17 protein-coding genes are annotated in these 20663 nt (G+C 59.6%); 7 read left to right on the top strand and 10 right to left on the bottom strand.

Going from position 1 to position 20663, the window contains the following annotated elements; translation table 11 throughout:
• Nucleotides 1-21 precede the first annotated feature (21 nt).
• Nucleotides 22-1593 carry a long-chain-fatty-acid--CoA ligase gene (locus PSV43_RS13805; RefSeq protein ID WP_300198152.1) on the bottom strand — a complete coding sequence of 524 codons (1572 nt, stop codon included), beginning with the start codon at nt 1591-1593 and terminating at the stop codon, nt 22-24.
• 124 nt (nt 1594-1717) lie between these two features.
• Between PSV43_RS13805 and PSV43_RS13800 the strand changes: the two genes are divergently transcribed.
• Nucleotides 1718-1903 carry a hypothetical protein gene (locus PSV43_RS13800; protein WP_300198149.1) on the top strand — a complete coding sequence of 62 codons (186 nt, stop codon included), beginning with the start codon at nt 1718-1720 and terminating at the stop codon, nt 1901-1903.
• On the opposite strand, the gene PSV43_RS13795 is transcribed toward PSV43_RS13800, so the two are convergent.
• The 4 genes from PSV43_RS13795 to PSV43_RS13780 form a co-directional block, all read right to left on the bottom strand.
• Nucleotides 1900-2400 carry a 3D domain-containing protein gene (locus PSV43_RS13795; protein ID WP_300198146.1) on the bottom strand — a complete coding sequence of 167 codons (501 nt, stop codon included), beginning with the start codon at nt 2398-2400 and terminating at the stop codon, nt 1900-1902. The two genes, PSV43_RS13800 and PSV43_RS13795, sit on opposite strands and share 4 nt — an antisense overlap.
• A gap of 165 nt (nt 2401-2565) precedes the next feature.
• Nucleotides 2566-3903, bottom strand: coding sequence for an SBBP repeat-containing protein (locus PSV43_RS13790; protein WP_300198144.1), 1338 nt, complete (start codon nt 3901-3903; stop codon nt 2566-2568).
• A gap of 1 nt (nt 3904) precedes the next feature.
• On the bottom strand, nt 3905-4696 hold the full coding sequence (locus PSV43_RS13785) for an NIPSNAP family protein (RefSeq protein ID WP_300198142.1): 792 nt from the start codon (nt 4694-4696) through the stop codon (nt 3905-3907).
• Nucleotides 4697-5886: 1190 nt separating this feature from the next.
• Nucleotides 5887-6954, bottom strand: a complete 1068-nt coding sequence (locus PSV43_RS13780) for a prolyl oligopeptidase family serine peptidase (protein WP_300198139.1) — start codon at nt 6952-6954, stop codon at nt 5887-5889.
• A 723-nt stretch (nt 6955-7677) separates the two neighbouring features.
• On the opposite strand from PSV43_RS13780, the gene PSV43_RS13775 reads away from it, so the two are divergent.
• Together PSV43_RS13775 and PSV43_RS13770 are read left to right on the top strand one after the other, a co-directional pair.
• Entirely contained in the window at nt 7678-8130 is a 453-nt protein-coding gene (locus tag PSV43_RS13775) for a hypothetical protein (RefSeq protein WP_300198136.1), read from the top strand.
• Nucleotides 8131-8133: 3 nt separating this feature from the next.
• A complete protein-coding gene (locus PSV43_RS13770) occupies nt 8134-8499 on the top strand; it encodes a hypothetical protein (RefSeq protein ID WP_300198133.1) in 366 nt (121 codons plus the stop codon).
• A 475-nt stretch (nt 8500-8974) separates the two neighbouring features.
• On the opposite strand, the gene PSV43_RS13765 is transcribed toward PSV43_RS13770, so the two are convergent.
• From PSV43_RS13765 to PSV43_RS13755, 3 genes are all read right to left on the bottom strand, one after another.
• The gene (locus PSV43_RS13765) at nt 8975-9241 is read right to left on the bottom strand and encodes a hypothetical protein (RefSeq protein WP_300198131.1); all 267 of its coding nucleotides are present in this window, start codon (nt 9239-9241) and stop codon (nt 8975-8977) included.
• A gap of 48 nt (nt 9242-9289) precedes the next feature.
• Complete coding sequence (locus tag PSV43_RS13760) at nt 9290-10399, bottom strand: anthranilate synthase component I family protein (RefSeq protein ID WP_300198128.1); 1110 nt, start codon at nt 10397-10399, stop codon at nt 9290-9292.
• A gap of 333 nt (nt 10400-10732) precedes the next feature.
• Nucleotides 10733-10918, bottom strand: a complete 186-nt coding sequence (locus tag PSV43_RS13755; protein ID WP_300198125.1) for a hypothetical protein — start codon at nt 10916-10918, stop codon at nt 10733-10735.
• A 97-nt stretch (nt 10919-11015) separates the two neighbouring features.
• Between PSV43_RS13755 and PSV43_RS13750 the strand changes: the two genes are divergently transcribed.
• From PSV43_RS13750 to PSV43_RS13740, 3 genes are read left to right on the top strand one after another with little or no spacing between them, the layout of a single operon-like run.
• Complete coding sequence (locus tag PSV43_RS13750) at nt 11016-11900, top strand: hypothetical protein (RefSeq protein WP_300198123.1); 885 nt, start codon at nt 11016-11018, stop codon at nt 11898-11900.
• Nucleotides 11901-11919: 19 nt separating this feature from the next.
• Nucleotides 11920-13896 carry an SUMF1/EgtB/PvdO family nonheme iron enzyme gene (locus PSV43_RS13745; protein WP_300198120.1) on the top strand — a complete coding sequence of 659 codons (1977 nt, stop codon included), beginning with the start codon at nt 11920-11922 and terminating at the stop codon, nt 13894-13896.
• 5 nt (nt 13897-13901) lie between these two features.
• Nucleotides 13902-14792 carry a hypothetical protein gene (locus PSV43_RS13740; RefSeq protein ID WP_300198117.1) on the top strand — a complete coding sequence of 297 codons (891 nt, stop codon included), beginning with the start codon at nt 13902-13904 and terminating at the stop codon, nt 14790-14792.
• Nucleotides 14793-14976: 184 nt separating this feature from the next.
• On the opposite strand, the gene PSV43_RS13735 is transcribed toward PSV43_RS13740, so the two are convergent.
• Together PSV43_RS13735 and PSV43_RS13730 are read right to left on the bottom strand one after the other, a co-directional pair.
• Complete coding sequence (locus PSV43_RS13735) at nt 14977-15339, bottom strand: hypothetical protein (RefSeq protein ID WP_300198114.1); 363 nt, start codon at nt 15337-15339, stop codon at nt 14977-14979.
• Between the two features lie 48 nt (nt 15340-15387).
• A complete protein-coding gene (locus PSV43_RS13730) occupies nt 15388-16506 on the bottom strand; it encodes a metallophosphoesterase (protein WP_300198111.1) in 1119 nt (372 codons plus the stop codon).
• Nucleotides 16507-16736: 230 nt separating this feature from the next.
• Between PSV43_RS13730 and PSV43_RS13725 the strand changes: the two genes are divergently transcribed.
• Nucleotides 16737-20663: autotransporter-associated beta strand repeat-containing protein (locus PSV43_RS13725; RefSeq protein ID WP_300198108.1), on the top strand; the 3927-nt coding region annotated here is incomplete at its 3' end.

Raw genomic sequence — 20663 nt, 5'->3', positions numbered from 1 at the left:
AAGCCGAAGCCCACTCTCCCCCTACTGCGCAGCAATGTTCGCCCGCCCGCCACGCAGCACATACTTCTGAATCTTCCCCGTCGCAGTCTTCGGCAACTCAGCAATAAACTCAAACCCATGCGGCACCTTGAAGTGCGCCAGATGCTCACGGCAAAACAGCCTCAGCTCTTCAGGCGTGATGACCGCACCAGGCTTCAGCACGATGAATGCCTGCGGCGTCTCACCCCATTTTTCATGCGGCAGACCCACCACAGCGGACTCCTGCACTGCAGGGTGGCGTAGCAGCACACCCTCCACCTCCACGGAGGAGATGTTTTCGCCACCGCTGATGATAATGTCCTTCCAGCGGTCACGGATTTCGATGTAGCCGTCCGGATGCACCACAGCCGCATCGCCACTGTAAAACCAGCCGTTGCGGATGGCCTTCGCGGTGGCAGCAGGATCGTTGTAGTACCCTTTCATCACAGCATTGCCGCGAATGATGATCTCACCCATCGCCGCTCCGTCCTTGGCGACTTCGCGTCCCTCATCATCAACCACGCGCACCTCGGCGTTCGCGAGATACTCCACACCCTGCCGCGCCTTGATGACCGCGCGGTCACGCAAAGTTAGCTGCGCATGCTCGGGCCTCGATTCACTGATCGTGACGATCGGCGACACCTCCGTAAGCCCATACACATGCGTGATGTCCCAGCCCAGCTCCCCCTCCATTCTCTCGATGGTAGCCGCTGCCGGCGGTGCTCCGGCAGTGATGACACGGACGCCACGCGGCGCCGTCTGGCGCAGCTCTTCCGGCGCATTCGCCATGCCGATGAGCACCGTCGGTGCCGCACACAGCAGCGTGATCCCTTCCCGCGAAATCGCTTCAAAGATGAGCCTCGGATCCGCCTTCGGCAGGCAGACATGCCGACCACCCACAGCGGTGATGGCCCACACGAAGGTCCAGCCATTCGCATGAAACATCGGTAGCACCCACAGGTAACGGTCCGCACTGCTGAGATGCGTGTGCATGAGATGCCCCATGATGTTGAAAGCCGTATTCCGATGCGTAACCATCACCCCTTTTGGATTCGCCGTGGTGCCGCTGGTATAATTCAGCGCAATCATCTCCGTCTCGTAAATTTCAGCGGCAGCAAACTCCGACGATGAGGCTGCCAGCGCGGACTCATAATCGATCCAGCCAGGCTTGCGGCCCGTCAGAGCCACAAAATGCTCCACCCCGGGCACCTGCTCGCGAATGGAGTCCACCGCATCCAGATAGTCCGCATGCACACACACGACACAGGAGCCGCTGTGCTGCAGAATGTACGCAAAGTCAGCAGCGGTGAGGCGAAAATTGATCGGGACAATGACCGCCCCGATCTGCGGGATGGCATAAAACGCCTCCAGATGAGCGTGCGTGTTCGGCGCGATGGTCGCCACGCGTTCTCCAGGCTTCACCCCAAGCTGCTGCAGCGCCGCCGACCACCGGTCGCACCGCTCAAAAAACTCACGATACGTAAAGCGCCGCTCGTCATCCACCACGGCTTCGCGATCTGCATAAAGTCGGCGGGCACGGCGGGCAAAGTCGAGAGGCGAGAGCGGCGTTTCCATGAAATTTCGCCGATCATAGGAAGACACGCCCTGCAGTAGCGAGCGAAAACATGCGCGTTCTTTTCCGCCAGGCGGTGATTCTTACCGCGACTTTGTCGCCGAAACGGCTTAATGATTCAGCCACATGACTGACATTGACCCTGAAACACTCGCCGTCCGCATCCGCCAGTCACTTGGCTGCAGCAAGGATCTGGCAGCCGACTACGTGAAGGGCATCAGCAATCCCCCCGAGATCATCCACGGCAAAATTGTCGTGCGTGATCCCGAAGGGCGCATTGTCGCCCGTGTGCCGGAAAGCGTGCTGGCTTAAGCCGGACGCGATTCGATGCGCGCTACCATTTCGCGCACATGCCACGCTTTGTAGGCCCGCGGCCTCAAAATGGCGAGGCTTTTGGCAAACGAGCCCCATTTGAGGACTTGGATGGTCACGCGGCGCGTGCCCCAGTTGTTCATCATGCCGAAGGTTGGCTTGTAGAGATCGATGGTCTTGGTGCCGACGAGGGCGGAACCGTAATCATCGACGACGTAGAGCGAGGGATCACCCTGGATTTGAAACACCGTGCCCACCGGGTAGATGGACCAGTCCGCAGCGGCACTGCGGATCTGACCGTGCCTGAGCATCGTGCCGGCTGCCGTGCGGGCACCGTACTCGATGTGATCACTTTCGTCGTGAGTGTAGGCGGTTGTCTTGACGCCTGCAATGACCTGGCCTGGAGCGCCAGCTGGGGTTGTGGTTGAGCTTTTAACTTCTTCCGCGGTAGCGGAGACGCACATAGCAGCGAGGCACAGGAGGATGGATCGGTTCAATCTTTGGGTGGGTTGTTGGGTCGCGCTCAACCAGATGGGGGGCCCGGTTGGAGGGGCGCGCATGGTGCCGAGTACGACACCCCTGTCAACGCGGGGGTTTGTAGCCGCGGCAGCCTGGAAACCCGGACTTTAGACGCCACTAAAGGCGATTATAGCGCCACTACGTCACTTTAAAAGAAGAACTGCCCCGTAAGCCTCGGCCCCACCGGGAGACGCCATGGTCTGCCCGCCGAATGTCGCAGGTGCGACACAAGACCCTGAAAAAACTAGCCTTCCGGAGGGGTGCCAGGCCATGCAATAGGCGTTGTCACCCTTGATTCCGCCGCTTTGGACGAGCCATTCGAGGCCGCCTTTCTCATCAAAAGCGGCGGTGAAGATGTCGGTGGCACCTTGGGTTTTGAGTGTCTGCCCGGCAAAGGTGGCGGTGGCGGAAAACTCGCCTGTCACGAAGCAACGCCCGGTGTTGTCCGTGGCGACACCGAGGCAATAATCGACAGCCGGACCTTGGAGGACGTGGCTCCAGACCAGCTTGCCTTCGGGGCTGAAATGCGCGAACACGCCATCGTTGTCCTTGTCGCCGGTGGTGTGTACGGGGCCGCCATTGAGCACACCTTTGAACATGCCTGCACACCAGGTGCGGCCTTTGGCATCGACGGTGATTTCATGGAAGCCTGCGCTGGGGACGCCGGGCATGGTGGCCGCCCAGACGCCTTTGCCTTCAGGGGTGAGTTTCAGGACGATTCCGGCTTGGGATTTGGATTCCAAGGTCACGGCATCCATCATTCCGCTGCCGCCGCCGCTGCCTCCTATATAGATACAGTCATTGGCATCGACGCCGAGCCCATGGCCGCTGCCGGAGAATTTGCCACCCGTTGCCTTTACCCACTTCAGATTGCCATCCGAGTCATACTTGGCGCAGAAGATCGGGCGGGAGGTGCTGCCGGCATTGACCGTGACGTCACCGAATTTTGCTTCGCCTGCGATTGCGCCAGTGATGACGATGTCGCCCTTGGAATCGACCACGATGCCGTGGCCGTAATCGTAGCCTTTTCCGCCGGCGGTTTTGATCCAGATGAGTGCACCTTGTGTGTCGTATTTGGCAATAAAGACGTCGTAATCCCCCGCATTTGGTAGGATTTGGCCGTTGGCCTGGGCATCGGTGCTTTGGTAGTGGCCGGTGACGTAGGCATTGCCCGCCGAATCGGTCGCGACGCCGTAACCGCGATCCACCTTGCTGCCGCCGAGACTGCGCACCCACAAGAAGCGGCCCTCTTTGGACACTTTGGTGAGGAAAAAGTCCGTGCTGCCGAGTCCGGTGCGTTTCAGGTCGCCAAAGATGCCGTCATCGGTGGTTTCGCCGGCCATGAAGACGTTGCCGTCGCGGTCAAAGGTCACGGCGCGGGTTTTGTCGCTTTTAGGGCCCCCGCCTGCGGCGACCCACTCGACGGTGGGGGTGGCGGCGTGGAGGGAGGTGGCAAGGAGGAAGAGGGAGAGCGCACGCATATTACTGGATGGGGGAGAAGTCTGTGGGCTTCATGTAGATGCTTTTCACGCCTTCGGTGGGAGGCTCGATGGTGAGAGAGCCGTTGTTGGCGGCTTCGCTGGCGGCCTTGGCTTTGACCCAGACGGGATCTGCACGGAAGGCGGTGAAGGAGGCCTGGCCGGCTTCCTTGCTGTCATGGGCGAGGATGTAGATGAGTTTTTTGCCGGCACCTTTGTCGGCATCCGTGGGCGTCCAATAGGCGAGGTTGGTCATGCCGTGTTTGCTGAAGAGCTTCACGGTGTGATCGCGAAAGCGGGAGTGCAGGGCGTCGAGCTTGCCGTCCTTGGTGGTGTAGGTGCGCATTTCAAAGACGCGGGTCTTGGCGTCTTTGGCGATGGCGAGTGGAGGGGAGTAATCGGTCGATGCCATGAAGATCGACTCCGGTGCTTTGGCGAGGATTTTGCCGGCTTCTTCGCTGGCCTTGCGAGCGGCCTGCCATTCGGGGTCTGCGCCGAAGGCTTTGAAGCTTTCCTTGGCGGCTTCACGGCTCTTGTGTTCGAGCACGTAGATGAGGGTGGTCTTGGAACCGTTCTCTTCATCGACTGGGACCCAGTAGCCGATGTTCTTCATGCCGTGCTTTTCGAAGAGCTTGCAGGTGTGGTCACGGAAGCGGGCGAGGAGGGCTTCGAGCTTGCCTTCGTTGCAGGTGTAGATGCGGAGTTCGTATGCCGGGGAGGCATCGGAGTCTGCGGCGTGGAGCAGCGGGGCAAAGAGACTGGCGAGAGCGAGGGCTAGAAAGGTGAGGCGCTTCATGGGAGGTGAAACAAACGCCGCGAGATGAAATGCTTATCATCAAGAAGCCCGTGCAGAACTTCATCGGTGCAATGCGCGATCCGCCAGTGCATCACGCTCAGGCCTGCTGCTGGCGGGTGCGCCAGTAGGCGGCCATCCAGTGGACCTGGCCTTCGCAGAAGAAGACGTCGCGATAGTCATCGCCGACGACGAGGGCGGGGAGTTTGTGGATGGGGAGGCCGCGGCGGATGTGGTAGAAATGGGCGCGGGTGGTGCAGGCGTCCATGCAGCGCTGCGCGATTTTATCGTAGCCTTTGCCGGGCAGGAGCCGATGGGAGAGGGTGAGGTAGTCGGCGGAGAAGCCGTTCATCTCAAAGGTCTTGTTCATTGGTGTTTCGTCCACGCTGCGCGCGAGTAGGGCGGCTTGATGGGTGAGGGCGGGCTGCCAGATGGACTCCAGGTCAGGGCGCAGGGTGAGCAGCTGCTCCAGGCAGAGGACGGGGATGCCGTGCATGGTGGCGTTGCTGGGTTTGTCGATGGCAGGTTGCAGGAGGGTGGCTTTGAGATTGAGCCAGGTCTCGAAGCTCTGCTTTGAGTTCGCGCCGGGACGCCAGGATTCTGCGAGGGCGTGGAGGTAAAGAAAAGAGGCTGCTGCCATGGGGTGCCAGTCGAGCCGTTTCCACCAGATGGGTTTGCCGAAGTAGATGCCGCTATGGTCGTGGTCATGCCACCAATCGGAGAATGAGACGACGATGTCTTCGATCTGCTTTTTCTCCGCTGCATCTGCCATGGTGCGGTGATAGGCGTGCAGGCCGAGGGTGATGTCGGCGTATTGGTCGGCACTGCATTCCTCGATGCCGGCGACTTTGCGGATGCCGCCGTAGGGCTTGGGAAACCAGCCACGGCCGCCGCCGCCGAGGCCTGCGGGTGGCGCGGCGTTGTTCCAGAGAATGACGATGGCGTCAACGGTGCGGCGGGCAAGTTCACGCACCTTGGGGTCACGCGTGACCTCATATTTCAGGCATAAGGCCACGAGATAGGAACCGCTGGCCTGCCCGGCGTTTTCATAGTTGAGCCATACGGCTTTCAAGGCGTCCGGCATGGCGGAGTGTTCGGTGTAGGCTCCTTTGCCTTTGGGCCGGTCTTTGACCTCCGCGTTGGTCAAGGGTTGCATGGTGGCGCCATTGACGCCGCTGCGCAGGATGCCGTCTTCATCGCGAAACACGCGCTCGACGACTTCCTGGATGGTTGCCTCGATGGCTGCGTGAGTTTGACCGTAGTTCGCGGGTGGGAAGTCGCCGGTGTAAACATCCTGCGTGAGCGCTGCATTCGCGGCGGGCTCTTGGGTGAGGCCGGTCTGAGCTTTGAGTGAAGCGAGCATGGCTGTGGCACCCGCGAGGAGATTGCGACGTTTCATCACTGTTTAGGATTGGGGATCTGAGAGGAGGAAAGGTCTTGAGCAGGAAAGCTGCGGCGGATGCATAGGCGTCATCGAGCGAGTGATGCCCGGCCGACATGCCCACATGCAGTTGCACGGGGAAGAGGTTCATTTGCGGGTGCAGCTTTCGTGTGGTCGCCACCAAACGGCGGCTGAAGGCGATGCAGTCATCCGTGCTCACTCGGTCGTCCGCATTGCCAATGCTGATCCATACCGGGCGGCCCGCCAGCGGCTCCAGCGTCTGGTCCAGGCTGATGCCCGCGACCTGCTCTGCTGTGACTCCGGCGAACTCTTTTAAGGCCAGCGGATTGGTGACGGGTGAAATGCCCACGACGGCCTTGATGCGCGGCTCGCGGGCGGCGAAGTGCAGCGCGCAAAAGCCACCGCGCGAGACGCCCTGCACCGCCACCTGCTGCGCATCGGTGATGCCTGCGGCGATGAGATGATCGAGCACATCGATGCAGTTGCGCAGGTAGGGCCCGAGGAAGTCTTCGTTCGCCTTGGCGTGGATCGCCCAACCGCCAAGTGACGAAGGTTGTCCCGGCTTCAGATCATGCCCTTCGCAGGCCGGATCGAGCACGACATAAACCCAGCCGTGCTTTGCCAAGGCCTCTCCTGTTTCGAGGAGATAACGCATGTTCTCCTTTTCCAGCATGGCCATGGGATTGCCGATGATGAAGAGGGTGGGGGCTGGCTTGGCGTCTTTTCCGGTGCCGCCCAAGACGTAATGCGTGCCCCGGGGCGTCTGCATGACGTTGATCTCTTGTGCTGTTGCCGAGGATGGCGAAAGGGCCTGAGACAGCACGTAAGCGGCGAGTAGAATGATGGGGGCTTGCATCATGGTGAGGTCGGAAAAGAAATGCGGTGGCGGAGGAACCTACGGTCAGGCGCATGGTATGTTGCAGGGGGTTTCAACGCGGCATGAATGGCGCTGGAGCTGGCGGCGCGCTTCTATCGCTGCGGGGCTCATTTGCAGACACTGCTGGTGAGCATGGCGTGTTGAGAGAGTGCTGGGTTTGCTTGCCGGTCGTGTGTTGCGAGACCCCGGGGAGCCTCGCTACCGAGTGGCATTCATGTCTGGCGCCTCAGCCGTAATGTCTCGTCATCGCTGATATAGGTGCGAGTGACACAGGATGAATCAAAGGGTGCCATCCATTGACAGTGATTTCGCTTCTCGGATGGCAGCGCATGGTTCGCAGGCTCCGCATCCAATTCGAACGACGCGTGACGCATGACATGGCACCGGATGGGCCAAGGAAGGGAGAATGATTCATCTGACGGCCTGAAGGGGAGAATGGAGAGAGGATGAATTCTGGCGATGCACTGTGGCAGGGGACTGTGGCGGTGAAGGACGGGGCTGGCGTCGCGGGTGCGTTGAGAATGGCCAAGGGAATGGGCTGAAGGGAGGCAGCAGAAAGGGGGATAATTTTGTCAAGAGTTGCACCCCATTTCCTCGCCCCGGGAAGAGTATTGTAAAATTTTGATACGTAAGCATTGCGGACGCACTGGAGCCCTTGAAATATTGAGGTGACAATCGTTCGGCCTGGCTACACTGATCCCTCTGATGATTAGTTCCACCCTCACATGGATTGAAAGCCTGAATGCAAACGATGGTGCTATTTTTGCCACTTGGGTGGGCACAATTTTTAGCCTGCTTGCGATGTTGGGTGTTTGGTCTCTCAGGGCAAGAAACCTTGCAAAGGTACGGCTACCAATACTCCTCAAAGAGCTTAGATCTGAAGCGAAGGAGTTGAACAACTGCCTGATTGATGCTTCTCAGTTTCATGTGCAGACTGCTAGGTTTTACGAGCGTATAGTGGCGACAAGATCAACTCTCCAAAGCATCAGCTGCAAGTCTGTTCCAAAGGAACTCAAAAAGGAAATCAAAGTCCTAGCCAAAACGATCGGCAAAACAAAGCTCTTGTCGTGGACACACGACAGCGCTTTTCAAGTTTACTGCTCAGTGAGGTCAATCGAGAAACTGCTAGATCATTCAATCAAAGATTTGGAGGCATGAAATATGGACCCAGAAAAAGTAATTCAACGACTTCTTAAACAAACGCAGCAAGGCGAAATTAACTGGACGCGAGTTTCAGCGGAATCCCGCTTTCCGTATTTGACCCAAGCAACTAATGATGTTGTTGATGTGGTGTTTACGGCTGAGGTTAATGGGCGAAACTTGGCATTGTATGAGGAGCGTTACAAGGCATACACAGATGAGGACTCCTTCTATTGGACTGCAAGACGATGCATGGATGTAGTCTCGCCAAAAGGTGAGAAGCTCTGGCAATTTCCCACAAGTGCTTATCTAAATGACCTCCTAGACGCTGCCGCTTATAAATCGGCGGATGTTCCAAACATCTTGATGGACTTGATGGGGGACTAAGGCTGACGCCGGTGATTGAGTGGTGGCGAAAAGATGCGGACATGAATGGCACTCGGTTAAGGATGTTTATCGTGGTTTGCAGTGCTGTTGCGCAGAGGCGTGCAACGGAGCGTTTTGCAGACGCTGCTGGCACCCGGTAGACACCAGCGAAGCGATGGGTTTGCTTCCCGATCTGGCTGCAAAGACCCAGGGTCGCCTCGCTTAGGCTCGGCTGACCCAGGGCTATAATCCGCAGCCCCTTCAGGGCTGAGACAAGATCGAAAACGATGTCGGTAAAAGAAGACTCTGCGGTTCATAACGCGACGCGAAGGAAGATTCAAACCTCGAGATGCTTGCCCTTAACCGGGTGCTATTCGTACCTCGTATGAATGGCCAATCTGCCAGCACGCATCTGACATCTCTGCCCATGTGGCTGATTTTTTAGCATCACGGCGTCGAAAGTGACAAATGCGTGGTCTTCACCTGATGGCTACGCTTACCGTCGTGCGGCGCGATCCGCCAGTGCATCACGCTCAGCTCGAACAGCGGCGGCGACATCCATTTTGATGCCGAGCTTGGGCACCACAAGAACTCCATTCTCGTAGTCTCCTGAAGTCACCTCTGGAATCTGATCAACCAGCGGTGCAAGCACAAGCCGACCACTGGGTGATCGCTTGGTTTCAGTCACAACAGGAACATCATCTACTGTCTCCATTCGGTTCTCCCGTCCTGCTTCATCGATAGTAACCACCGCCGCGGTCATGGGTTGATTTTGCCATTCAATGGCTGTGACCGCAAGGGTGGCGTGGTGTCAGCCTGCTGCGGCGAGGAGGCCGGAGGCTTTGTGGAGGGTTTCTTCGTATTCGTGCTGGGGGATGGAGTCGGCGACGATTCCGGAGCCGACGTGGAAGGTGATTTGGTTGTCTTTTTGGACGGCGGTGCGGATGGCGATGTTCCACTGGCTGCGGCCGTCGAAGCCGAACCAGCCGATGGCGCCGGTGTAGAGGCCGCGGGGGTGGGGTTCGAGTTCGGTGATGATTTCGCTGGCGCGTTTTTTGGGGGCTCCAGTAATGCTGCCGCCGGGGAAGCAGGCGCGGAAGGCATCGACGTGGTCGATGTGGGGACGGAGGGTGCCGGTGACGGTGGAGACGAGGTGGAAGACTTGGGCGAAGCTTTCGACGCGCCAGAGCTCGGGGACGGCGACGCTGCCGAATTCGCAGACCTGGCCGAGGTCGTTGCGCTCGAGGTCGGTGATCATGAGGAGTTCGGCGCGTTCTTTGGGCGAGGCGGTGAGCTCGCGGACGGCGGCGGCGTCACGTGCGGGATCGTTGGCGAAGCGGGGGCGGGTGCCTTTAATTGGGCGGGTGGCGATGCGGGAGCCCTGCATGCGGAGGAAGAGCTCGGGTGAGGCGGAGAGGACGGTGGTGCCGGCGAGCTGCATGAAGGCGGCATGCGGCGCGGGGGACACCTTTCGGAGTTTTAAATAGAGGGCGAGGGCATCGGCGTCCTGGGGCCATGCGGCCTGCCAAGGGTAGGAGAGGTTTACCTGGTAGATGTCTCCGGCGGCGATGTAGCACTGGGCACGCTCGACACTGTGAATGAAGTCTGCGCTGCTGACGCCGGGTGTGAAATGAAGGCGTGGGGCGGCAGCAGGCTGGCAGGCGGAGGGTTGCCATTTGAAATCGCCGAATTCGAACCATTTTGCGGTGTCATGATGATAAACGAGGCCGTGGGGGTAGATGCCGAAGGTGAAGTGGCCGTCGTAGCCGACCCAGCCGTACAAACCGCCGGCGGAGGCGCGGGGAATGCGGAGGGCGGTGCGCACTTTTTCCCAGTCGTGGTCGATGTGGCCCTGGAGAACGGCGACGGGTTCGGCGGTGAGAATGGAGATGGCACCGGGGGTCTCGAGGGAGGAATCCATCCAAACGAAGCCTTCGCGATGGCACAGTTGTGCCGCTATTTCAGCCGGGGTGAAGGAAAAATCGCACGGATGATAGTGCGGCGACGTTTCTATGGCATGAGAGAACAACGGCAGGGTGTGACCTTCCGGCATTTTGAACGAAGAACCCTGAAACATTGACACTAGGAGGCCTAAATCGTACCATGGGTGTCTTTTTCAGCAACTTGTGACTCCTACATCCACCATTCTTACCTCCGAACGCGATCGCTCCTCAATGATCGCTTGGGGGACGCTGTGTGTGCTGGCGGTGGTGCAGATGAGTCTGGCGCTGAAGCTGCTCACGGCTGGCCCTCCTCAGGCTGAGGGGCCCATGGTAGTCGTGCCGCCTCCAACCGCACCCATGACCGCACCTGCGCTGAGCGGGGTGCCGGAGATCGGCCAGATTTCGATGCCACCGAGTGCCAGCGCTCCACCGCTGCCGGGATCGTTCATCCAAGCCCCGATTTCCAATGCTCCGCCACCCATTGGCTCATTCAGCATGCCTGGAACTGCGGCACCGGGGCCGACCCCTTCGTTTATTCCTCCGACTGCGCCCACTGCGATAGCGCCGTTTGTTCCAGCGGCCCCAGCTCCACCCATGCCTGGGACTTCTCAGACCTTGCCGCCTCCCGCAGAGCCTGGCATGTCTGCTTCTGGGTTCCCGACGACGGCACCGTCCGGGCCCAACTCCAAACCTGATGCCGCCACGGCGCTGCTGAAGGATGTGAACTACGTCATCACGGCGGCGCAGGAACTCCGCGGCCTGAGTGACATGCAGGGAACTTTGGAACTGCTGCGGAAGGCGGATGAACTGACGCCTGCGCATCCGGCAATCATTGCCGAGATGGCGCAGACTTACGAACAGATGGGGATCACGGCCAAGGCAACGGACGCGTGGCGGCGCATTCAGCTTCTCGGAGAAACGAAGGCGGGCATTTATTTTGAACTTGCCTCACGACGCTTGGGCGCGGGTTCGGCGGCGGTGGGAGCACCCGCGCTTTCGGCTCCCTCTGGTGCGGACGGCGAAAAGTTCCTGCGCCTCGGCGCCTGTCAGGCTACCCGTGATTTCTTGGTTCCCACCGGCGAACGCTACGTGCTGCATGTTCCCATTTCCCGGGCGGGCAACCGTCCGATCAACTCGCAGGAGCTGAATCTTGAGGTGTTCTTTTTTGACCGAGTGAACAACGAAAAAGTGGCACTGACAATCGCGCCTGAACCGGTGGAATCCTGGCAGACCGCTCCGGTGGACTGGAACGGGACCGGTGAGGAGCTGCTGGATGTCGTTTATCACCTGCCTGCACTTTCCGCCGCCGAAATCCAACAGCATGGACGCCGTTCTTACTACGGGTACATGCTCCGGCTCTACTACAACAACAAACTCCAGGATGTGGCTGCCGAGCCCCGTGATCTCCTGGAGTTCGGATCCACACCCGGCACCGCTCCTGCGGGTGTGAATCCGCTGCTCCCGCCGATGAGCAGATGATCGCCACTGACATGCCCGCATGACTCTTTTGTTTGTCGATTCCAACGCCGCTCTGCGCGGCACCCGAACTATCTGGCTGAGGGACAATCTCCCTGGCTACACGGTGGTGGATTTTCCCAGCTCGTCACTCGCGGCCGCATGGGTGGCGAAGGCAGACTCGCTGGACATCCTGGTGACCGAGGCGATTTTTGAAACGCAGGAAACCGGCTTTGCGCTGCGCGACACGGTGCGTGCACGTTTTCCGCAAACACGGGTGCTGTTTAGCACGCGCTATGACCTGACGGGATTTGAAGATCAAATCGCTGATGGCCTGGTGATCAAAGACGCCCCGTACACACCGGAGAAACTGCTGGAGCGTGTGCGTGCCCTGCTGACGCTGCCGGTGGAGTCCAATGAGCCGCCGCCGGTGATGGTGCCAGGCACGGTGCTGGGGAACTATCAGGTGCTGGAACGGCTCTACATTGAAAGTGAGTCTGAAACCTACCGGGCGCTGCAGATCACGGTACAACGCCCGGTGGCGCTGGTATTGCTTAAACCGGAGTATCTGAAGCAGAAGGACGTGGTGGCGAAGTTTAAGGGACGTGAGCGGGTGAAGGCATCTCTGATGCACCCGCGCATTGCCCCGCTGTATGAGGCGGGTGAAACGAACGGCTGGCTGTTTTACACGCGCGAGCTGCCACGCGGGCGGAGTTTGTCGGAAATCGAACTGACGCATGAGATGCTCAGCGAGCGGCGGCTTGCGGAGGTTTTGTTCGGGGTGGCGGAGGCGATGCAGTTTGCGACGGAGCGTGGCTATCATCATCGCAGTATTTCGCCCCGAGACATTTACATCGATGCAGACCACCAGTCGAGCATCGTGAATTTCTTCCGCCCTGCGGCGGCCAAAAAGCGCGATGCCCAGGCGGATGTGAAGGCATTTCTAGACCTGATGCGACCTGTCGCGGCCGAGGGCAAGTCCCGAGGACTGCTGCAGACGCTGTCAGCTGCGCACCACGACTGGAACGGGCTGCTGACGGCGCTGGATGATGTGCGTGACGACATGCGTGAGCGCAGCATCGTGCGCAAGATCGAGGCGGAGACCATGCCAGTGAGCGTCAACGGGAACAAACCGTGGTGGGTCTGGATGATGATCGTTTTCGTCCTCATCGTGGTGGCAGGCCTTGGGGCCTTGATGAACGGCAACCATGCTCCGCGAACTGACAATGCGTCAACGCTTCCTATTGAGCTGGTGAGGATCCCCGAAGGCAGCTTCGTGTATCAAAAGAATGAGAAGGTGAAGCTGCCGGAGTTCTGGATGAGCAAGCATGAGGTCACCATCGGCCAATATGCGGACTTTCTGATGGCATTGAAAAAGGCTGCGGCGGGAGCCTTCGATCATTCCTTGCAACCCAAGACGAAAACCAGCCACGAACCGATGAAGTGGGGCCAGTATTATGCCGCTGCGAAAGCGGGCACAACGTTCAACGGTGAAAGCATCACACTTAACACACCGGTCTCCCAGGTGGACTGGTGGGATGCGTATGCCTTTGCCAAATGGAACGGTCAGCGCCTGCCGACCGAGCAGGAGTGGGAGAAAGCCGCCCGTGGTGAGCATGGCCTGATCTACCCCTGGGGCAACCAACCCAACAGCAAGGCCGCCAATCTAGGTGATGACTACGATGCCTCGCCGAAAGGCAAGGGTGGCAAGATCGACGCGTACAATCTTTGGGCTCCGATCACACGCATTACGCAGGACATCAGCCCCTATGGTGTGTGTGACATGGCGGGGAACGTCAGCGAATGGACTGCTGGCGAAACCTTGTCTGGCGAATGGCCCTCACACCCGGATTACATTGACATCAAGGTGCCGGTGGTGCGTGGCGGACACTTTGGCCTGAAGAGCAACGACCAGTTGCTCACTGACAGACGCTTTCCTGAATCTGCAAACGAGGCTACACTCGCGCGCGGGTTCCGCACTGCCACCAGCACCGCTCCTCCAGCCAAACCCAATCCTTGAAGCTTATGAACCGGATTCTTCTACTTTTAATCCTCTGCCTGTGCTGCGGCCAGGCCCGTGCCCAGTACGTGACCAATCTTACTCTGCTGAAAAATCAATTCCTCACGGGCGAGCCGGTGGTGGCGGTGGTGAGCATCACGAACCGTTCCGGCGACAATGTGATCGTGGGCGGTCATGGCTCCAAGGACTGGCTGCAGTTTGAGATCACGCAGTCCACCGGACAGCGACTCACCCCTGTGAGCATTGGTTCAGAGGAACCCATCACCCTGCCGGCGGGCGGCACGACCAAGCACACGGTCGAAATCTCCGGAGGCTACTCCACCGCCAATCTCGGCACCTTCACCATGATCGCAAACGTGCTGCATCCCCTTTCCGGCCAGTACTTCATGTCCAATAAAGTGCGGGTGACCATCACGGACTCGAAGCCGAACATGTTTGACCAGCCGTTTGGTGTGCCGCAGGGGTTTGATGGCGCGGGGCGGCAGCGCCGCTACCAGGTGATCCTGTTTCGTGAGCTCAATGATCTGCAGCTTTACTGCCGCATCACCGATGATCGCAGCAATGCCTACATCGCGACCTTCCTGCTGGGGCCTGCCATGATGGCGGTGCAGCCGCAGATCAGCATTGATGTGCATAACAAGCTGCATGTCTTGTTCCTGGCCATGCCGCATGTTTTCTGCCACGTGATCGTGAACCCGGATGGCAAGATTCACCAACGCACCTACTACCGTGATCCGGAGGGCAACCGCCCTTCCCTGATCATGACGCAAGGCGGAGCGCAGGTGGTCGGCGGTGAATCTTTTGACCCCAGCGCGCCTCCACCAAAAAGGAAAAAACTGCGCAAAGCCTCCGACCGTCCGGAGGATATGGAGTCCGTGCCGAAATCGAAGAACTAACTCTACGATTGTGCCAGCCCTACGGGCTTTCGATCCGCTGATGCGCGGGGGAGTTCGAACGGCGGTTGGAGGCTGCGGGTTGTGGACGTTGCCACACGCTGAGGACGGGCGGGCTGTCGCCACACCCATCCTACTGGCGGGCCTGCTCGTCCAATGAGCGGAGCAGGGCTGGTGCAAGCCGAGCTTACTTGCCGACTTTGGGCATGGCCTGCACGAGGAGATTGTAGAACTCGTTTTCTTCGTGCGTTTCGCCGTCGCTCTTGAGGATGTTTTTCACCACGCCGAGCACTTCCTTTTGACCGGTCTTGGTGGTGAAGGCCTGCGCCTTTTCATTGATGTAATCGAACATGGCATCATCGCTCTCTGCGGCCTCACGGGCACGAGCGAGGGACTCTTCGATGAACAGGCTCTTCGGGTATTCGGAATCCCAGCCTTCAGCGACAAAAGCGGACTCCAGGAGACGCTCCTCGGTCAGTGAGATGTGTGCATCGGCATAGATGGAGAGACTGAGAAGGTCGAACAGGGCTTCGCGCTGGGGTTGTTTCATGATGTTCTATTTTGCAAACATGCTGCAGGTGATCAAGCACACTCTTGTTCACACTGAAATCTTCAGGGATTGGAAGGTGGCGATTTGTGCTCCTGAATGAACCGCCGCCTCCACCTGCCCGCCGTTCACGGTGATCACGGCGTAGCCCGCTGTATCGGCATATTCGAAGGCCGTCACCTGCTTGCGCTCGCTGGCGTAGATATCACGGCGCTGCGCTGCGGTCTCGGGTGAATGTTTGGGCTCCAGATTGACCTGATCACCCGTGTAAGCGGCGAGGCCGTGCAGTTCGGCCTTTGGCTTTTGATTCAATGCGGAGACCACACTGCTGACTGCGAGCTGGGAGAAACCTTTCCCGCCTGCGAGACGTGTGAGGGCGCTGAATTTGTGCAGGTGGCCGCCTAACACCATGGCTTCCTGCTGGCCGAGCACTGCAAGGAGTTTTGTGCGCTGTGCTTTCGTCTTTTCGCTGGCGTAAAGATGCCAGGTGGCGCGTGCGCCATAGGGGACGGCGGGAGGATGAATGATGACGAAGAGGTGTTTTGACGTGCGCTTGGACGTGACGGCTTCCAGCCATTCGAGGCTCGATTTGTCGTAGGCATCAAAGAAGGCGAACTGGGACTCGCCGAAGGTGAGGGTGTGATTTGCCTGGGTGTGGGTGGTGGTGGCATCGAGCTTGCGTGCTTGCTGGGCCATGAATGGGAGCAGCACTTCGTCGAAGGCTTCCTTGGCACCGTCGCCGGTGACATCGTGATTGCCTTTGGTGAAGACGAGGGGGAGGCCGAGGTCTGCCTGCGCCACGAAGGCGAGGGCCTCGCGATTCTGCTGTGCTGACAGTTCGGCTGTCCCGCACAGGCCCTGTACCAGATCTCCCACCTGGAGCACGAAGGCGGGTGGTGCGGCGGATTCACGCAGGGCGATGATTTGTTGTTTCACGGCGGCAAACATGCTGGGCATCACTTCCGTGGTGAGCCGCGAGTAGTTTTGGATCTGGCTCAGATCACCGCCGTGGTGTTTATCCAGCCACTTCAAATCATGATGCGCGAGGCTGTCGTAGTGCAGGTCTCCCAGGAGGATGAATGAGAAGGGCTTTGCGGCCTCCGCAGCGGAGGAGACGACGGGGAGAGCGGCGGCGCTGCAGGCTTGTAAAAAACGGCGGCGGGAGTGCATGCGTGGAGAACGTCGGCCGGGGCGCCCACCCTTCGAGATTCGTCTGCTCTCGACTGCCCATCTTGCATGATAAGTATTGAGCGTAAGCGATCACCGTTTTCATAGGGCGCGTCTTTAGTGGTCAATCTGTGCATTGACAGCCGGATTGGAATCCCGAGCATTTTGCGCCAAAAAAACTGAGCCAAATCGGTCGTGTGTTGTCTCTGGCAACCTCGTTTAATCCTACCCTAATGTGTCGATTTCTTCTTTCCTGCCTCCTGCTGTCCTCCACCTGTTCTGCCGCAGACATCTATTGGGATGGTTCCAGCAACGGGGATTGGGCGAATGTCGAGAATTGGACCAGCGCGATTAACGGGGGCAGCACGCCGTCTCTGGTGCCGGGCAGCGGGGATCGTGCTTTTTTCAACGCGGACGTTTTTACCAACGCCATCACCACACTGGGAGCAGCCCAGAACGCATTGGGACTGGTCTTCAATGGCAATGCTACGGGGGGCACGACGCTGGGCACGCTGAATGATTACCTGCTCACTTTGGGCGCGTCAGGGATCGACGTGCAGAGCGGTTCTCAGCTCATCAACTCCAGTCTGGCAGTAAGCGGTGTGCAGAGCTGGAGCAACACGGGCGCTGGTATTCTGACGGTGGCCGGTGACACGGCGCTCAACGCCAATCTCACCCTGGCTGGCACTGGCGGGATCAGCATCACCGGGGGGATCACCTCCACGACGAATCGTACGCTGAAGCTGTCCAACACGTCCGGCAGCGTCTCACTGGGCGCTGTCAGCAACTCGGCCACGCTCACCTTCGACACGGACGCAAATACCAACCTGACGGTGAACGGCATTATTTCCGGCTCTTCCATTCAAAAAGATGGCGCGGGAACACTGACCTTTAACGGTGCCAACAGCTTTTCCGGCAACCTGCGAATCATGAATGGCACCCTGAAGGTGAACACTTCCAACACCGCCGCAGCGCAGGTGATTTTCGGGCTGGCTGCTGGCTCAGCCGGGGTCAATGGCGTCGGCATCCTGACGCTGGACAACACTTCCGCCGTCTCCTTCCGACTGAACTCCCTCACCTACGTGCATCCCACCAGCGACGGGGCCATCATCAACGCAGGCGGCGGTGGCAGCTTCTCGCCCACGCTCGCGCTGTATGCAGACCGCACCTTCATCATCAATGAAACCCAATCGGCTTTTGACCTGCTGGTGGAAGTGGGGATCGCCAATGGTGACGCCAGCAATCGCGGCATCGTCAAGCAGTCCATCGGCACCATGGTGATGCGCGGGGTGAACACCTACACCGGGACCACCAGCGTGGACCGTGGCAGTCTGGTGCTGGACTACAGCATGAACAACAGCAACAGCAGACTCAGCGACACTGCGGCGACCAACCTGCGCGGTGGAATTTTGGAATTTTGGGGGAACGCGTCCGCCGCCAGCGCTGAAACCCTCGGTTCTCTCGCGATCGTGCGGGCCAACAGCACTTTTTCGCTGGTCAGCAACGGTCAGACGGTTGCCGTGACCCTCGCGAGCGGCCTGTCCCGCAGCGTTGGAGCGGGTGTGGTGGATTTTGCTTCCAACGACTGGTCCAAAACTGTGATCACTGCGACCGGCGGAGCCGCCAATGGCAGCACCGGCATCCTCGGCGGCTGGGCCACGGTGGATGGGGATCGCTGGGCGGCCAAGAATGGCAGCAACGCGATTGTGGCCGTCGGCAGTGTCCAGAACGACCGTTCACAATGGACAGCGGCAGATCATGTAGTCGTGAATGGAACCGCCTCTGGCACGCTGGGCACCAACACGATCGCCAGCCTTATTCTCGACGCCCCGGCTGGCGGCACGTTAACCTTAAACAACGCCGGCAGTGCCCTCACGCTCAGTGCCAGCGCCCTTCTCGTCAGCGGCAACGTGACCGGGAACACCACCCTCAGCGGCGGTCAATTGATGACGCAACAGGCCATTGGCGGGCAGTCTTCGGAGCTGATCATTACGAATCTTTCCACAGGCATCCTGACCATCGCTGCCAACATCGGCTCCAACAACACCCCACAGACCCTGCAGGCGCAGCATCTCACGCTCGCTGGTCCTGGCTGGATTCTCCTCACCGGCAGCAACAACCTCATCGGCCACTTGGCCACAGGCAGCGCCAGCCAGACCAGCCAGGTGAACATTCAGGGCCTCGTCCGCGTCAGCGGCGGCAATGCCATCACCGACTATGGGACGCTTGCGATCGCCGCCGGTGCCGCCATGACCGACGGCGCGGTGCTGGACCTCAACGGCGGCAATGAAGGCGTCGGGAACCTGAGCGGTGGTGCCGGCGGAGACAACACGTACGCGGAGGTGGGGCGTGGAGAAATCCGCCTCGGCACGGGCGGGGTGCTGACGGTCAATCAGACCGGTAACACGACCCTTTCAGCCCGCATCACCGGCACCAATGCCAAGGTGATCAAACTGGGCAGCGGCACACTGACCACCAGCACCAATGTCGAGCACACCATGAGCGGGGAACTCGCCGTGCTGGGCGGCCTGGTCGATCTCACCAGCGCAAACGTCGGCTTCACCTCCATCAACACGATCCGCCTGCGCGGCGGTCAGTTGCGCTCCGAACAGAACAGTACTTCCGCCGCTATCAACAAGATCAACAACAACGCCGCCATCATCCTGGAAGGCACTGCGGGAGACGGTTTCCGAGTCACCAGCAATCAAAACGGCACGCGCACGGAGACTGTCGCCAGCCTCGGTCTGGCCGGTGGGGCGAACACCCTTACCCTGGACAACACGGCAGCGACCACGACCACTGCTCTGACCACGATGTCTTTCGGTGCCACCACCTCCTTCAGCCGCACCAACGACGCCACCCTATTGGTGCGCGGCCCGAATCTTGGCGGATCTCCCAGCGCCGGCAGCGATGCCACACGTGTCACGTTCACCACCGCCACCGCGATCAACAGCTACCTCGTCGGCACCAGCACCACCGCCGGGGCGACGAATCTGAAGATTCTGGCCTTCGCCATCGGTGAAAACAGCCCCACAGGTGTGGGTGACACCTTTCTGACGGTGGACAGTGCGACAGGCAACAGCCTGCGCACCCTGACCACCGCTGAATATGCCACGAACTACGGCACGGCCGCCAGTGATGCCAACCTCAGCCTCAGCGCCACGGCCTCAGCCCTCGGCACGAAAACGCTGAACTCCCTGCGGATCGTCAGCAGCGGCGGCTCGATCAATCTGGCTGGCGGTACGGGCAGCACTCTCACGCTCACCAGCGGCGGGCTTCTCATGACCGCCGGGGCCACGGACAATGATGTCGTGCTAAGCGGCTATGACTCCATTCAGGCTGGCACTTCGGGTGCTGGTAATGACGAACTCGTTGTTCACATCACTTCCTCAAACGCTGCGGCCTCCGGTGCCACCTTGACCCTGCAGTCCGCCATCATCGACAATGGCGGTGCAACAGGCCTCACGAAGACCGGTGCTGGCACGCTCATCCTCGGTGGTGCCAACACCTACTCCGGCGCGACCACGATCAACCAGGGCATCCTCGAATTCGGTGCCTCCGCAGGGAATCTCGGCAGCGGCATGGTGCGCCTCAGCGGTGGCACCCTGCGCTGGGGTGCGGGCAACACCACCGACATCACCGCTGGTTCGCGAGCAGTGGAGCTGCTCGGAGCCTCCAACTATCTCACGCCCAACTTTGGTGGTTACATCCTTGAGGTCGGCAGCGTCTTCGATGTGGGCAGCAACAACGTCACTCTTGCCAACGCGATCGGCAGCAATGGCTACGGAGGCCTGACCAAGACTGGCACCGGCACGCTCACCCTCAGCGCGGCACCGACCTACACGGGCGTCACCGTCGTGAATCAGGGTGCCATGAATTTCCAGACCATCGCCGCCAACACCACTGAGGCGCTTTACCTCATTCAAACTGCCAGCGTGACCAGCGGCACCCTTTCCTCCACGATCCAAAACGGCCTGAACCTCCAGTCTCTCGTGGTTGGCGGAGTGTACAGCAGCGCCCCGGCGGTGAACGCGACCCTGACAGTTCTGGGTGGGGCCGTGAACATCGGCGACGGCGGCGGGGACGACTTTATTCTCATCGGATTTCGCGATCCGACCGCAGGCATTGCTGCGGCAAACACCGTCGGTACCGTCGATTTT

The organism is Prosthecobacter sp. (genome assembly GCF_029946185.1).
GTDB lineage: Bacteria > Verrucomicrobiota > Verrucomicrobiia > Verrucomicrobiales > Verrucomicrobiaceae > Prosthecobacter.
The sequence above is the reverse complement of the archived record's forward strand: the minus strand, read 5'-3'. Positions and strand labels throughout refer to the sequence as shown.